This window comes from Rhizobium sp. WW_1, from assembly GCF_003610155.1.
GTDB classification, from domain to species: Bacteria; Pseudomonadota; Alphaproteobacteria; order Rhizobiales; family Rhizobiaceae; genus Rhizobium; species Rhizobium tropici_A.
Window position 1 is genome coordinate 463200 of sequence record NZ_RAIN01000005.1, and the last position, 15710, is coordinate 478909.

The following is a 15710-nucleotide window of genomic DNA, read 5'->3' on the forward strand; positions in this document are numbered from 1 at the left end:
CATTTTGCGAGACCGCTCTGATCGGAATCCACGCATGACTTGTTTCGATCTGAAAGCCAGCGACGTTGCTGCTGTTTCAATTCGGCAAGCTTTGCCGGGTCGCCGCTGAGAGCGTTTGCCGCCTGTTTATAGGAGCTGGCCAGCGCGCTGTCCTGAATGATCAGGGAAGGAGACGCGCAAATCGCCCTTTCAATGGCTGTCTGGGCCTTGCCGCAATCGAAGGATTGCGCGTGACAAACCGTAGAGAAAAGACCAAAACCAAGCGCAACAAGGAGGCGTAGACGAGGGGCGAGGGCCATGGATAACTCGTTTTTGGATGCCGGCACGGTAGTCAATATGGACTATTTTTTGGCAAGGCAAGGGCGCCCCCGAAGAGTCCAAATCCTGATCGCCAACGGAGCGCATTCGAAATTGACCAACGCCTGACTGAGGAAACTTCGCGGTGGGCGGTGGTGGTATCGTTGCTGGACCTCAGGACACTCTGTCGCGGGCGCTAAGCATTGCCGATTATCCCAATGCCCTGCATACGCTTATAGCAGGTACCGGCCTCAGAAAGGACAACGGTGGCAGTCGATTTCAATTCGGAACTTCACGCCCGGCCCTCGATCTATTTTTCGGGTCCAGCGCTCGTCGAGCATATAGCGCTTTCGGGCACGTCGCCGTCGATTTCCGATCTGAGCCATCGCGTCGTCGTTGCCGAGGATGCAATCGAGGGCCCTCGAACCCAGATCGAATTTCATACTGAATTTGTCACCATAACCCGGGTCACGCCTCTTGAGGCCGATCCGTCGACCTGGCCGGCTGGTTCCCTCCTGGCCGACGAGGCGGCGCGGCTCGCCGGCCTCTCGGACTGGTCGTTCATTTGCCGGCTGGAAATTCTTATTTGCGGATCGGCGCCGAGCGAACTCGGTCCTCTCCTTTCACGGCTGCAATTCGGCGACACCGCGGCATCCGTGATTGGCGGCGGAGCAGCGCTCGTTTGTTCGGATTTTCGGGTCAGAGATAACGGCATCAGCCGCACGATCCTCTTCAACAACGATCTCAACGCTTATCGGCTCGGTCGCATGGTCCGCAGGATCTATGAAATCGAGACCTATCGCGTCATGGCGCTTTTGGGTTTCCCTGAAGCGAGGCGGCTTGGCCCCGTGCTTGGCGGCTACGACCGGAAGCTGGTCGAATTGACCAATCGTCACGTCTCGACCTCCGCAGAAGATCACAAGCGATTGCTCGATGAGATTTCCCAGCTTTCCGCAGAGGTGATCTCGGCAGCGGCGCAGACGCGCAACCGGTTTGGCGCAACGGCTGCCTATGCCAAGATCGTCGAGGAGCGCATTGCCGAGCTGCGCGAGACCCATGTGCCGGGTTTTCAGCGGTTTGGCGTGTTCGTCGCACGCCGTTTCAAGCCTGCGGTCAGGAGCTGCGAGGCAACCGCATTGCGCCTTGAACAACTGTCGCATGCGACCATGCATCTGATCGATTTGCTCCAGACCCGCATTCAGGTGGAGATCGAAGTCCAGAATGCGGTCCAGATCCAGGCCATGGCCGATCGCGCCGAAACCCAGGTCAAGATCCAGCGCGCGGTTGAGGGTCTCTCGATCATCGCCATCAGCTACTATCTCCTGAGCTTGATCAAGGTTGCGATCGAGACCGCCGATCATGCCGGCCTTCATATCGATCCGATCTACATGCTGATCTCCATTCCTCTGGTGATCGGCGCGGTCGCCCTCGCGATCCTGAGGGTCAGGCACGCGCTGAAGTCTTGACGTCTTCCGAGCTAGCTCGGAGCAACTGCTATCATCACTCGCGGATGATGGGTGAGCCTCGCCTGCGACAAGGGAATTGGGATGAAGACGCGCACGGTGGTTGCGATCGCATCAGTTCGGATGAGGTTCAATAGATATCTCTAATATTGCGCTGCGATATCTATTCTTTGGCGCTCTGTCCGATAAAATTATTAATTTCCGAGAAATAATCCCGGAGTTTTCTTCATGGCTAGAAGTTATATTCACATTGATGCTGATCTCCACACCTGGAGATACTGATTGTTAATCAAGACTATCTAGCCTCTTCAAGATACAAGCGGCCTGGATTGTTGTTTGCCGCTTGCGGAATATTATTTCTGTCAGAGGCACGCGGGGGGCGCGCCGCGCGATCGCAACGCCACCCAATAAGGTGGTGATATGATTTTGAAATCCGCAACTAGCCGTAATATCTTTTCCGTCGCCGCATGCGGCGTCATCGCGACGGTGGCCGCTTCCGCCATCCTGTTTGATTCCGCTTATACGACCGTTCGCCAATCGAGCCTTGACCAGATGCGGCAGATCGCCAGCACCACCGCGGCCGGATCGGAAAAGACCCTTGGCGCCGCGATCGCCGTCGTCAATTCGCTGGAAACCGTCCTTGCAACCATGAAGGAGGCGGGCGACGCGAACCGGGCGACCGCCGACGCAATCCTGAAGAACATGCTGGTGAGCAACCCGACGGCGCTTGGCGTCTGGACGGGTTGGGAACCGAATGCCTTCGATGGAAAAGACAAGGATTTCGTCGGTAAGGAGGGCCATGACGCCACCGGGCGCTACATTCCCTATTGGGTTCGCAGCGGCGGCCAGATCACCCATGTTCCCCTCGCGGACTATACCGTATCGGGCGCCGGCGACTATTATCAGCTGCCCTTCGCCCAGCAAAGGACCGTTGTCATCGAGCCCTATTCCTACGCGATCGATGGCAAGCAGGTGCTGATGACCTCCATTGCCCAGCCGATCATGATCGGCGGAAAGCCTGTGGGTGTCGCCGGCCTGGACATGGCTCTCGACGACGCTCAGAAAGCCATATCCGCGATCCATCCGATGGGGACGGGCTTCATGAGCCTCGTTACCTCCGGCGGCGGCATGATCAGCCATCCCGATGCGGCGCTCATCGGAAAGAACATCAAGGATGGCGGTGCCGAGACCACCGGTTGGGACCAACTGATCGCCAATCCTGGCACGGAGCGGGAAATCACGCGTGCGGACGGCGCGACCTACTTTGCCGTCGCCGAGCCGGTGAAGCTGACCGACGCGATATCATGGTACGCGATCGTTGCGGTTCCAAAAGCTACAGTTTTCGCGCAGGTCAATACGGTTGTCAGAAATGCCATCGCGGTCACCTCGATCGCGACCGTTCTCCTCGGTCTTGCCGGCTGGCTGATCGCCCGACGCTTCATTCGCCGCATCGAGAACGTCATCGGCGAAACCGACCGGATTGCTAATGGCGATTTGAACGTCGCGCTTAGGGATCGCGAGGCTCGCGACGAAATTGGCGACCTCTCCCGTTCCCTGTACATCCTGCTGGAAAACAATCGCGAAAAGGTCCGGCTGGAAACGGAGGCTGAGGCCAGCCGCTCTGCCCAGGAGGCCGAACGGGCGGAGCGTGCCCGCATCAACGACGCCCAGGAGGCGGAAGTGAAATTCGCCGTCGGCGAGCTTGCCGCCGGGCTCGTGCAGCTTTCGGACGGAAACATGACCGTGCGGCTCGATCAGCCATTTACCTCGGCGCTCGACGAAATTCGTGGCAATTTCAATACCTCCGTCGAGAAGTTGCAGGCGGCGATGATCTCCTTCTCGGAAAATGCCTCGGTGATCCAATGCGGATCGGAGGAGATCCGCACCGGTGCAGATGACCTGGCGAAGCGAACGGAGCAACAGGCGGCTTCGGTCGAAGAGACGGCCGCGGCGCTCGAGCAGATCACGACCTCGATCAAGGATTCGACGACCCGCGCGGAAGAGGCTGCGGCGCTGGTCGGCCGTACCAAGGAGAACGCCGAGCGGTCTGGTCAGATCGTTCATAGTGCGGTCGAAGCCATGACCGGTATAGAACAGTCCTCGCAGTCTATTTCCAATATTATCGGCGTTATCGACGACATTGCCTTCCAGACCAACCTCCTGGCGTTGAATGCCGGCGTCGAGGCGGCCCGTGCCGGTGAAGCCGGTAAGGGCTTTGCGGTGGTCGCTCAAGAAGTTAGAGAGCTGGCGCAGCGCTCCGCCACGGCGGCAAAGGAAATCAAGGCGCTCATTCACTCGTCGGGCGATCAGGTCAAGAAAGGCGTCAGCCTTGTCGGCCAGACCGGAGAAGCGTTGCGGGCGATCGTTCAGGAGGTTCAGTCGATCGACAGCAACGTGCAAGCGATCGTGCAATCGGCAAGGGAGCAATCGACAGGGCTGCAGGAGATCAACACCGCGGTCAACCAGATGGATCAGGCCACCCAGAAAAACGCCGCTATGGTCGAGGAATCCAATGCCGCGACCCATACGCTCGCGAGCGAGGTTTCGTCACTGTCCGCACGCCTTGGCCAGTTCAAACTGGATCATGCCGGAGGAAAGGTTGTTTCGCTGGCGACCTCTTCTCGCGGGGGAACTGAAATGCCTGCCAGGGCTGCCGCAGCGCCCGGCAGAGGCGTGCACCTTTCCGGCCAAAGGGCGCTCAGCGAGAAGCTCCGCTCCGCTTTCGGCAAGACGTCGGCCGCGCCAAGCCCTACATGGGAGGACTTCTGAGGCCGAACTGGCCACCGCACAACAGAGACTGCGTCCGGCGGCCGTTCGGCATCACCGTCGCCGGCATATTCATTCGTTAAAGAGGGCAAACTCTGTGAACGCCAAGTCTCCTGGCGCTGGCAGGCTGGGGCCCTTGAAATATTTTGGCCCGATTTCGGCAAAATAGCGTCCGATTAGTCCCGGGACCGGCGCCCGCGCATCCACCAGGCAGAAGATCATGCCTTTGCGCAGCAGGTATCGTCCAAGCGCGCCGGCACATTGGCTGAGGTCGGCGTGCGATCGGCAATAGATAACCTGACTGGCGGGAACGAGGCCTCTGAGCACCCGGCGTGTCTTGAACACGAACGGATTGACCGAGCCATCGGTAATGCAGATCATCGCATCGCACCCAAGAGCGGCATGGTCTAAAAGGATACGACGCTCGTGGCTCGGCAATTGGTTCAGTTCCGGTGTCTCGGGCCGTACGCTTACCACGCGGGTCCGTGCGTGCACGTGGCTCAATATCGGCAGGAAGGCGTGCTGTCCGTCGGCAAAGCGCTGGAATCGCAATGCCTCGACAACCCTGCGGGTTACCGGGGCGGGTGTCACGCTCAGAAAGGTAACATCCCGGTGGCGCAGGGCGGCCATAATCAATTTGCCCGCATAGGCCCGAAAATCCGGGTCGACCGTCCAGCTCGAGAGATTGCAGCGGATGGACTCCCCTTCCGCACCGGCGTGTCTGAAGTAGAGTGTCAACATCACCCCGACAATGTCTCCGGCGTGATCAAGGATGAAGCCGTAACGCGGAAAGTCACCAACCACCGGTCGATCTTCAATGCGGTTGAGTGCATTCTCCCAATATTGGTGGGAGCGATCCGGGAAACCTCGTTGCAAGCACTCGATAACAGCTTGCCAATCAGCCCTCTCGATGGGACGGCAAACGAGCCCCTCGGGCATTGTTCCCAAAACACTCACGCGAACGCCTCCACTCTGTCTACGGAATTTTACAAATTTAGCGCCCCTCCAAATTATTAATCTTGCAATTTTAGTCAATTATTAATCAATATTTTTCTGCAATATTATTTTGTCATGAAGACGTGTCGTCTGATGGGCAGTGACATTGTCTTTCCACATGGCTGATTTTACTTTGGCGAGATATTTATACTGACTTATATATCATAGGTAGCGCAACTAACGAGCCGGATCTCGAAAGTATATCGGCGGCTTTTGTATCCGAGCCGTCTTCATCTGCGAGGGTGTCAATTTCTGGTTCGGGAAAGTGCTCTGATACGAATGTCACCGTCCCGCCGGCTTTGGGGCGGTCTGGCGGCCTCTGCGGCGCCTGCCGGATCGTTCAGGTCGATGAAACGCGCCTGGGCAGGCTGACGATCGCCGCCAACGATATTGCTGCTGCGGCGGCGACATAAAGGCCGGGAGCGTAGAATCCGATCGATGTACTTCCAAGCCAGGTCAGGGCTGCTGGGGCAAAACCGCCAAAGATGGTGACGGCTGCATTATAGGCGAGCGACATGCCAGTCGAGCGGATTCGGGTCGGGAATACCTCGGCAAGGGTAGCGGGTGCCACGCCGACGAAGCCGGCAACCATGATGCAGAACAAGCTTTGCACTATGACGAGGGTCGTCAGCGTCGGCGTCGCCTGCAGCCACAGGATCAGCGGATGGACGGTGACCAGCATGGTTAGGGCGGCAACGCTCAGTGTCAGCCGGCGGCCGATATGATCTGAGATGGTGCCTGCGGCGACGCAGCCCCCGGCTAGGAACAGGTTGCCGATGAGCGATGCGGTGAACGCCTGCGAACCGGTGAAGCCAAAGGCTCGCTGCACGAAGATCGGCATGTAGATTATCAACACATAGACGCAGACAGCCCATAGCACCGAAAACGCCGTGCCCTTCACAAGAGCGCCGAAATAATCCGTGAAAATCGTCTTGAGCGGGAGGCTTGGTGCCGTTGTTTCCATGGCGGCATATTCGGCCTGAAATGCCGGCGTCTCGTCCAGAGTCCGACGCAACAGCAGGCCAACTGGAGCAATCAGAAGGCCGATGAAGAAGGGGATGCGCCAGCCCCAATCGCCGATTTCCTGTTCCGTCAGAAGGGAAGTGACCGCGAATGCGACCAGTGCTCCCAGTATGTTGGAGAGCGCCATGCTTGCCTGCAGCCAGGAGGCATACTTGCCCTTCTTCTGCGGCGGTGCATGCTCGACGAGGAAGGCCGCTGCTCCGCCTATCTCGCCGCCGGCCGAGAAGCCTTGCAGAATGCGGCCGGCGAGGATGATCAGGGGGGCGCCAAGGCCGATTGCGGCATAAGTCGGAGCGGCGGCTATCAGCAGTGTACCTGCGGCCATGATCATGATCGTCAGAAAGAGTGCGGCCTTGCGTCCGGCGCGATCACCGTAGACGCCGATGATGACCGCGCCCAGCGGGCGGATCATGAAACCGAGTCCGAAGGCGAGGAACGCCTTTACAAGCTCGATGGTTTCGCTGCCGCCTGGAAAGAAATTCTTGGCAATATAGACCGCGAAAAGCGCATAGATCGTGAAGTCGTACCATTCAAGCGCATTGCCGATCGATGCCGCTGCGATTGCTCTGCCGGGCGAACGAGCGGCCTTGGCGGGCGCAGACGGGTCGTATCGATCTATCGTGGTCACGGTTTCTTCCCCCGGGGTCGGCTGCTTCTGGCATAAGGTCGAGATTATTTCACGTCGTCGCAAGAACCCGCAGAATAGCCGGACCATCATGATAGTGCTGACGCAACATTCGGATGAGATTCCGATGTCGCGATTGAGCTGAAACTATCATGTGGATTGTTGCTAGCAAGAGCCACGTTGACTTCTGGTTGCTGGAAACGACGCTGAAGTCACGGTCATTTCAAGATCGATGCCGACGGCGAAGCGCACATCACGAGCCCCCCGGGAATTGCTCCGGCCTTTCGCCGCTCGTGCGCTGAAGCAACGTCCGCAATCTTCGTCCGTTCACAATCCGAAGTGTGGGAAGCTTAGAGCTTCGCCGGTGCCGATGGTAGCGCTGTTCTGCCGGTTGAGCATGGCGCGGAACTCGGTTTCAGGAACGGGCGGGCTGAAGTAGTAACCCTGGCTCTCCGAACAGCCGGCCCTGATGATCATCTCGAGCTGGGTCTGTGTCTCGACGCCCTCCGCCGTGGTCAGCATATCGAGATTACGGCCGAGCGTGGCAATAGACTGGACAATGGCAAAGCTGTCTGGCCGGTTTTCCAGATTGCTCACGAAACTGCGGTCGATCTTGAGCTTGTCGAAGGGGAAACGCTGCAGATAGTTCAGCGATGAGTAACCGGTGCCGAAATCGTCGAGTGCGATGGTCAGGCCGAGCGAACGCAACCTGTTGAGCACTTCCAGATTGGCGGCATTGTCCCGCAAGAGGACCGATTCTGTAATTTCCAGTTCCAGCCGCCGTGCGTCGAATTCCGTCAGCTCCAGCACCGACTTGACCGTATCGACCAGATCAGTTTGGCGGAACTGGACCGGGGAGAGGTTGACCGAAACCCGCACGTCATTAGACCAGTTCAGGGCATCTCGGCAGGCCTGCTGCAACACCCATTTGCCGAGCGCGTCGATGAAGCCGGTTTCCTCCGCCAGGGGGATGAACTCCGCTGGCGGAATCAGTCCGCGTTCAGGATGGCGCCAGCGCAAGAGTGCCTCGCTGGCGACGATCCTGCGCGTCTTGAGCGAAATCTGCGGCTGATAATGGACCTCGAATTGTCCAAGCTTGATGCCGTGGCGCATATCCGCTTCCAGATTGCGACGGTTCTGCAGCTGTTCTTCCATCTGAGGGGAGAAGACGCGGTAGACACCCTTGCCATCGGCCTTGGCCTGGTACAGCGCCAGGTCGGCATTCTTCATCAACTGGCCGGTGCTTCCACCGTCGCGCGGCGCGACTGCGATGCCGATACAGGTGCTGACGACGATCTCGTTGCCATCGATGCGGTAGGGACGACTGATGCCTGCTATGAGACGCTCCGAGAGGGCGCGCGCGCTGTCGAGCGTGGAATCGAGACATGTATGCAGCACGGCGAATTCATCGCCACCCAGTCTCGCCACGATATCATGGCGTGATGCGGTGTTGCGCAGTCGACCGGCAACCTTGCGCAGCAATATGTCGCCGACCGGATGGCCGAGCGTGTCGTTGACTTCCTTGAAACGATCGAGATCGAGATACAGTATGGTGAACAATTGGCCGCCGGATGCTAATCCACGTAGTGCGTGGCCGACGCTTTCCCAGAACAGCAACCGGTTGGGCATGTCGGTCAGTGCGTCGTGATGGGCCATATGCACCACACGGTCCTGCGCGCGATGGCGCTCCGTGACATCTTCGAACGTACAAACCCAGCCACCTTCCCCCGTCGGTTCATGCGATACCGCCAGCACCATCCCGTTTTCAAGGTGATGGATATGGTCGCTGAGCACCGCGATATCGTTCCGGGTACGGGGCCGGTCGCCGGCGCGGCCGCGCATTCCGCCGGTCGCCAATCCGGGGGGTAGCAATTCCGGTGCGATGAGATCGGCAAGTGGCGTACCGAGCCTTGCTCTGATTTCGTCCAGCCCGAACAGCGCCAGGAAGCGGGGATTGTGAACGATGACGCGGTACTGGTCATCGAGTAGGCAAAGGCCCAGCGACATGGCCTCCATCGCCGCATCGAACCGAGCATTTTGCAAAGCGAGGGTCTGTTCCTTGGCCTGTAGGATTTTCTGAGCCCGGCCCAAAAGGCCATTGTGAATGAGTAGCAGCAGGATCAGCAGGCAACCGCCGATGAGCATGCCGACGGTGACCCAGGTCAGGGCCAGCTGCAGGCCGAGGAGACCGCGCCGGTCTTCGGCAATGCGTGCCGAATACCACATGTTACTGTCGCTGGAGAGCCGCGCCAGCTTGGGATAGATCGGCTCCAGGATCTCGAGGATACGCGCCGGCGTGCCGGGCACGGAAAGCTTGTCGAGTAACGGCCTGGTCTGGTTGAGTGCATCCTCGAGATCGTTGAGGGTCTCGCCGATGCGCGGATTGGATTGCACGAACTTCTCGACCCCGTTGGACCGCAGGGTCTTGAGGCGATTGACGACAATGTCGAAGCGCAGTCTGACCTCATGGGCGTCGACGTTGCCGTCGCTCATGCCCATGGCGCTGACACGCTGCTCAAGCCGGGTAAATTCGCTTGGAGCTTGGGCTATCGTCCACGTGATATTGCCCAGGCCAACATCTTGCAGTGCGGTCTGGCGCTGGAAGACCAAGGCGGAAATATAGATCGCCGAGGTGATGAAACCCAGGATCACAATTGTCAGCGCTGTGCGAAGGTAGCGCATGCGGTCCGATGGGGTTTATTTGACGGAGATTGCCTTGACCTGCCACACGGCGCGACCGTGATAGGGCTGTCCTTGCAAGATGGGATTGCTGTCGAACGGATACATGACGAAGAACGGACCTTGGTCGTCGATCGGCATGTAGTTTCCATTGCGTTTGACGGCGAGGATCGTGCCGAACTTGGCGAAATCGCTGGTCGGAATATCGACGCTATAATCGTTCAGGGCGATGATCGTGGCCGTCGCGCCTTGAGCCTTGGCCTTTTCGAGCAGCAGCGCCATCGGCACGCCTTCGAAATTGACGACGCCGTCGTTCCAAGGCGTCGAAGTCTTGATCGAGACGAGGCCCATGGCCTCAAGCTGATTTCGATCGAAGGTCACCGATCCTGATGAACTTGTAATTGTCACGGACGGTACGTCTTGTGCAAGCGCGGGCGCGACGAACGCGGCAAAGATTGCAAAGGCGATGGAGGCGAGAAGACGCATTGGCGGTCCGATGCTTTCGGGGTATGGGCCTTGCCCGTTCTATTTCCAGCCTGCGCAGCTAGCTGTTAAAGATCGGTTAAGGTCAGTAGGTAAATGGAAACAAACTTAACAATTCAAGGTCGGTTGCGACATTACCGCGGCCTAACAGGTCTCTTTCCTGCCCGGTGAGATCGCGATCGTGTGCCACTGGTCCGCACCCTTGCTGTCAAGCCGATGTGTGCCGATTTGGATTTTCTCGGCGGCTTCGGCGAGTTTAAACGCTGTGATTTTTCTCCCCATCAATCATACCGAAGAAGCGCGCTCACCGGATCAAAGTGACTGACGCGACGGCGCTGTTTCCTTGTTACCCTTCGATAATGAGGAAGTGCAACAAATTCATGATAGGCACCACGGCTTAACTGCCCGCAGCGGTTGGCCTTGTCCATCGAAAAGAGAGCTCGGTATCCCGGGGATCGCGGGCCTGTCGGACCGGAGCGTCAAGTGGCGCCCCATGCAAGGCACAACCTGCTCAATTGGTAAGCGGATGATTTAATTCAGGAGGATCGCACGGAAGTCGTTGACGTTCGTGCCGGTTGGGCCACTGACGAAGAGGTCGTCAAGAGCGGCAAAGGCCGACCAACTGTCGTTGCGCCCCAGGAATTCGGCCGCGTTCTTTTCCAGATCGGCAAGCCGCGAAACTGTGTCGCCGTCGGCAAAGGCGCCGGCATTGTTCTCCGAGCCGTCGATGCCGTCCGTATCGGCGGCGAGCGCCGAGATACCTTTTTGACCCGAAATGGCGCAGGCGAAGGAGAGCAGGAACTCGCTGTTGCGGCCGCCCTTGCCCTTGCCCCGGATCGTTACGGTTGTTTCTCCGCCCGAGAGCAGGAGCATGGGGCCTTGCGTCGCCAAACCGCGATGCGAGATCTTTGCCACGATCGCCGCATGTTGACGACCGACCTCCGCCGCTTCGCCTTCGATCGCGTCGGAGAGCACGATGGTTTCGACACCGGCCTTGCGCGCGACCTCTGCGGCGGCGTCCAGCGCGATCGCTGCCGAGGCGACGAGTTTGACCTCGTTGCGGGCGAAACGAGGGTCCGATGGCAACGGCGGCTCGTCGTTGCCGTCCTTGAGATGGCGCATCACCACCTCAGGCAGATCGAGCTCGTAGCGCTCTATGATTTCAAGTGCATCGGCGCGGGTCGCCGCATCGGCAATCGTCGGGCCGGAGGCGACGAGGGCGGGGTTATCGCCCGGAATATCGGAAACGACGAGAGAGACGACGCGGGCCGGATAGGCGAGGGCGGCGAGCCGCCCTCCCTTGATGCGTGAGACTTGCTTGCGCACGGCGTTCATGGCGCTGATCGGCGCGCCGGAAGCAAGCAATGCCCGATTGACGGCGATCTCGTCGGCAAGCGTCAGATCGCCGGCGGGAGCCGGCAACAGCGCTGAGCCGCCGCCACAGACGAGCGCGACGACCAGATCGTCTTCGGTGAGATTGCTCACGGCCGCCATCAGCCGTTCGGAGGCAAGCAGGCCGCTTTCATCCGGCACGGGATGGGCGGCTTCGAGAACCTCGATACGCTCGCAAGGAACGGCATAGCCGTAACGTGTCACGATGACGCCTGAGAGCGGCGCATTCCACAGACGCTCGAAGGCGCGTGCCATCTGCGCCGCTCCCTTGCCGGCGCCGATCACCACTGTCCGGCCCTTCGGCCTGTCCGGCAGATGGGTGGCAAGTGCCTTGTCCGGATCGGCCGCAGCAACGGCTGCATAGAAGAGCTTTTCCAGAAAGGCGCGGGGATCGGCAATGGTCGGCATCGGGTTACTCACATATTACGCGACGGGGTGGTTCGCCATGCGCTCCAGCGCCTTGACGAGGCCGGAATGGTCGAGCCCGCTATCACCATTGGCGGCGCACTGATTGAAGAGCTCCTGCGTGGCGGCGGTGTTGGGCAGCGAGACGCCAAGCGCCTTTGCGCCCTGCAGCGCAAGGTTCAGGTCCTTCTGGTGCAGTGAGATGCGGAAGCCCGGCTCGAAGGTCCGCTTGATCATGCGCTCGCCATGCACTTCGAGAATGCGTGAGGAGGCAAAGCCGCCCATAAGGGCCGAGCGGACACGGGCGGGATCGGCACCGGCCTTCGAGGCGAACACAAGGGCTTCAGATACCGCCTCGATCGTCAGTGCGACGATGATCTGGTTGGCGACCTTGGTGACCTGGCCATCGCCGCAATCGCCAACGAGCGTGATGTTCTTGCCCATCAGCTGGAAAAGCGGCAACGCCCGTTCGAAGCTTGGCTCTGAGCCGCCGGCCATGATCGAGAGCGAAGCATTCTTGGCGCCAACTTCGCCGCCGGAGACAGGCGCGTCGATATATTCGGCGCCGGTCTCACGAACTCTCCTAGCGAATTCCTTTGTCTCGATCGGCGAGATCGAGCTCATGTCGATGACGAGCTTACCTTTCGAAAGACCATAGGCAACCCCATTCTCTCCGAAGAGCACATCCTTGACCTCAGGCGTATCCGGCAGCATCAGGATGATGATGTCGACCGTTTCGGCAAGTGCCTTCGGCGTCTCGACGAATTGCAGGCCGTGGTCGAGCAGTTCCTGGCGCGGCGGAATGGAAAACTTTGATGTGACGACGATGTGGCCGGCGTCCTGCAGATGCCGTGCCATGGGGGTTCCCATGATGCCGAGGCCGATAAATCCGATATGTGCCATGGTTGTTAGCTCCTGATATTGAGAATGGCTGCGCCTTCGGCGTGGCGGCCAGCTGCGGCAAACCAGCCGAGCCCCGCCGCAGTCGTGGTGCGTGGCTTGTACTCGCAGCCGATCCAGCCGTCGTAGCCGAGCGCATCGAGCGCGTTGAAGACAAAGGGATAGGCGATCTCGCCGGTGCCCGGCTCGTTGCGACCGGGATTGTCGGCAAGCTGCACATGCGCAATCTGCGCCTGGTGCTTCTTGAACGTCCCGATCAACTCGCCCTCGGTGCGCTGCTGATGGTAGAGATCATATTGAATGAACAGATTGTCGCTGCTGACTTCGGCGATGATCGAAGCCGCCTGGTCCGGCGTATTAAGGTAGAATCCCGGAATGTCGAAGTGGTTGATCGGCTCGATCAGCAGACGGATTCCGTGTTTGCCCAGTTCTGTCGCGGCATATCTGAGATTGGCGACGAAGGTGGTGCGCAACAACTCATCGGGCACGCCGGCCGGCGCGATGCCAGAGAGGCAATTGATCTTGTTGCAGCCGAGCGTCGTTGCATAGTCGATCGCGGCGGTAACGCCGCGGCGGAATTCGTCGGTGCGATCTGGCAGGATCGCGATCCCCCGCTCGCCGGCGGCCCAGTTGCCGGCCGGCAGGTTGTGAAGTACCTGCGTCAGGCCATGGCGATTGAGTTCGGTGCGTAGTACCTCCTTCGCAAAATCGTAGGGAAAGAGATACTCGACACCCTCGAAGCCAGCCTTGGCGGCCAGGGCGAAGCGATCCAGAAACGGCGCCTCGGTGAATAGCATGGTCAGATTGGCCGCAAATTTCGGCATTGTGTTCCTCCTTTAATCGAGCAGGGCGAGGATCGCGGTCGGGGCATCCTCGCCGCGTTCGGCAAGCTCCTCGAACTCGACGACTGCATTGATGTCGGCACCCATGGCGATGTTGGTGACGCGCTCGAGAATGAACTCGATGACGACGGGAACCTGGTGTTCGCTCATGAGCTGCTGCGCCGTCGTGAAAGCCTCCTGGAACTCGTTCGCGCTGCGAACGCGGATCGCCTTGCAGCCGAGGCCTTCGGCAACTGCGACATGATCGACGCCATAGCCCGGCTCGGCATTGTCGGTGGCATTGATGTTGTCGAAGGCGAGGCTGACCTCGAAATCCATGTTGAAGCCGCGCTGGGCCTGGCGAATGAGACCGAGATAGGAATTGTTCACGACCACATGCAGGTAGGGAAGCTTATGCTGTGCGCCGACTGCAAGTTCCTCGATGAGGAACTGGAAGTCGTAGTCGCCGGATAGGGCAACGATCGGGCGGTCCGGATCTGCGGCGCGCACGCCAAGAGCTGCCGGCAGCGTCCAGCCGAGTGGACCGGCCTGGCCGCAATTGATCCAGTTGCGCGGCTTATAGACATGCAGGAATTGTGCGCCGGCGATCTGGCTAAGTCCGATCGTCGAAACGTAGCAGGTGTCGCGATCGAAAGCCTTGTTCATTTCCTCGTAGACGCGCTGAGGCTTCAAAGGCGTCTGGTCGAAATGCGTCTTGCGTAGCATGGTGCGCTTGCGCTCGCGGCATTCTTCCGCCCAGGCCGACCAGTCGCGCAGCTTGCCTGCAGTCTTCCATTCTGTGGCGACGTCGAGGAACAACTTCAGTGCGGCACCTGCATCCGAGACGATGCCGAAATCCGGAGCGAAGACACGGCCGATCTGCGTCGGCTCGATATCGACATGCACGAAGGTGCGGCCCTCGGTATAGGTCGGAACGTTGCCGGTATGGCGATTGGCCCAGCGATTGCCGATGCCGAGAACGAAATCGGAGGCAAGCAGCGTGGCATTGCCGTAGCGATGCGAGGTCTGCAGCCCGCACATGCCGGCCATCAGCGGATGATCGTCCGGGATTGTGCCCCAGCCCATCAGGGTCGGGATGACCGGAACGCCGGTGATCTCCGCGAACTCGACCAGCAGGTCGGAAGCATCGGCATTGATGATGCCGCCGCCGGCAACGATCAATGGCCGCTCAGCTGCGTTCAGCATGGCGAGAGCTTTTTCCGCCTGTGCCCGCGTTGCCGATGGCTTGTAGGGTTCGAGCGAGGCGTAGGTCTCGATGTCGAACTCGATCTCGGCGACCTGGACGTCAACAGGCAGATCGATGAGGACCGGGCCAGGGCGACCGGAGCGCATTGTATGGAATGCCTTTTGGAAGACATAAGGGACGAGCGCCGGTTCCATGACGGTAACGGCCCATTTGGTGACCGGGGCAGCGATCTTGGCGATATCGACAGCCTGGAAATCTTCCTTGTCGAGGCGGGCGCGTGGCGCCTGGCCGGTTATGCAGAGGATCGGGATCGAGTCTGCCGAGGCCGAATAAAGGCCGGTGATCATGTCGGTGCCGGCAGGCCCTGACGTTCCGATGCAGACGCCGATATTGCCCGCGCGGGCGCGGGTATAGCCCTCGGCCATATGGCTTGCGCCCTCGACGTGACGGGCAAGCACATGGCGGATCGAGCCGCGCGCTTTCATCGCCGAGTAGAAGGGGTTGATCGCTGCACCTGGAACGCCGAAGGCGCAATTGATGCCTTCCTTCTCCAGAACCAGCACTGCAGCATCGACTGCTCGCATCTTCGCCATGGGAATTCCTCCGTTTCTGGATCGAAGGTATCGCATGTACCACCAAGCGCAATCATAAAA

10 protein-coding genes are annotated in these 15710 nt (G+C 59.5%); 2 read left to right on the top strand and 8 right to left on the bottom strand.

All coding sequences use genetic code 11. The features are described from left to right. Window positions 1-563 precede the first annotated feature (563 nt). A complete protein-coding gene (locus tag BJ928_RS17865) occupies window positions 564-1763 on the top strand; it encodes a DUF3422 domain-containing protein (protein ID WP_047635328.1) in 1200 nt (399 codons plus the stop codon). Window positions 1764-2180: 417 nt separating this feature from the next. Then, window positions 2181-4529, top strand: a complete 2349-nt coding sequence (locus BJ928_RS17870; protein ID WP_047635329.1) for a methyl-accepting chemotaxis protein — start codon at window positions 2181-2183, stop codon at window positions 4527-4529. 69 nt (window positions 4530-4598) lie between these two features. Here BJ928_RS17870 and BJ928_RS17875 read toward each other — a convergent pair whose 3' ends face one another. The 8 genes from BJ928_RS17875 to gcl all read right to left on the bottom strand — a co-directional run bounded on the left by BJ928_RS17875 (window position 4599) and on the right by gcl (window position 15650). Next, window positions 4599-5483, bottom strand: coding sequence for a hypothetical protein (locus tag BJ928_RS17875; protein ID WP_047635330.1), 885 nt, complete (start codon window positions 5481-5483; stop codon window positions 4599-4601). A 379-nt stretch (window positions 5484-5862) separates the two neighbouring features. Then, window positions 5863-7173, bottom strand: coding sequence for an MFS transporter (locus tag BJ928_RS17880; RefSeq protein ID WP_047635331.1), 1311 nt, complete (start codon window positions 7171-7173; stop codon window positions 5863-5865). A gap of 324 nt (window positions 7174-7497) precedes the next feature. Then, window positions 7498-9852 carry an EAL domain-containing protein gene (locus BJ928_RS17885; protein WP_052227900.1) on the bottom strand — a complete coding sequence of 785 codons (2355 nt, stop codon included), beginning with the start codon at window positions 9850-9852 and terminating at the stop codon, window positions 7498-7500. Window positions 9853-9867: 15 nt separating this feature from the next. Beyond that, on the bottom strand, window positions 9868-10335 hold the full coding sequence (locus BJ928_RS17890; protein WP_047635333.1) for a molybdopterin-dependent oxidoreductase: 468 nt from the start codon (window positions 10333-10335) through the stop codon (window positions 9868-9870). Between the two features lie 528 nt (window positions 10336-10863). Continuing rightward, window positions 10864-12132: a glycerate kinase gene (locus BJ928_RS17895; protein WP_047635334.1), complete on the bottom strand. Its 1269-nt coding sequence runs from the start codon at window positions 12130-12132 to the stop codon at window positions 10864-10866. A gap of 15 nt (window positions 12133-12147) precedes the next feature. After that, the gene (gene glxR / locus BJ928_RS17900; protein WP_047635336.1) at window positions 12148-13032 is read right to left on the bottom strand and encodes a 2-hydroxy-3-oxopropionate reductase; all 885 of its coding nucleotides are present in this window, start codon (window positions 13030-13032) and stop codon (window positions 12148-12150) included. Window positions 13033-13037: 5 nt separating this feature from the next. Continuing rightward, window positions 13038-13853, bottom strand: a complete 816-nt coding sequence (gene hyi, locus BJ928_RS17905) for a hydroxypyruvate isomerase (RefSeq protein WP_047635337.1) — start codon at window positions 13851-13853, stop codon at window positions 13038-13040. A gap of 12 nt (window positions 13854-13865) precedes the next feature. Then, window positions 13866-15650: a glyoxylate carboligase gene (gcl, locus tag BJ928_RS17910; RefSeq protein WP_047635338.1), complete on the bottom strand. Its 1785-nt coding sequence runs from the start codon at window positions 15648-15650 to the stop codon at window positions 13866-13868. Window positions 15651-15710: the final 60 nt, after the last annotated feature.

Excerpts from the sequence above, each read along its gene's own strand:
- BJ928_RS17870 (WP_047635329.1), top strand. The coding sequence starts at position 2,181 with ATGATTTTGAAATCCGCAACTAGCCGTAATATCTTTTCCGTCGCCGCA.
- BJ928_RS17885 (WP_052227900.1), bottom strand. The coding sequence starts at position 9,852 with ATGCGCTACCTTCGCACAGCGCTGACAATTGTGATCCTGGGTTTCATC.
- BJ928_RS17890 (WP_047635333.1), bottom strand. The coding sequence starts at position 10,335 with ATGCGTCTTCTCGCCTCCATCGCCTTTGCAATCTTTGCCGCGTTCGTC.
- BJ928_RS17895 (WP_047635334.1), bottom strand. The coding sequence starts at position 12,132 with ATGCCGACCATTGCCGATCCCCGCGCCTTTCTGGAAAAGCTCTTCTAT.
- glxR (WP_047635336.1), bottom strand. The coding sequence starts at position 13,032 with ATGGCACATATCGGATTTATCGGCCTCGGCATCATGGGAACCCCCATG.
- hyi (WP_047635337.1), bottom strand. The coding sequence starts at position 13,853 with ATGCCGAAATTTGCGGCCAATCTGACCATGCTATTCACCGAGGCGCCG.
- gcl (WP_047635338.1), bottom strand. The coding sequence starts at position 15,650 with ATGGCGAAGATGCGAGCAGTCGATGCTGCAGTGCTGGTTCTGGAGAAG.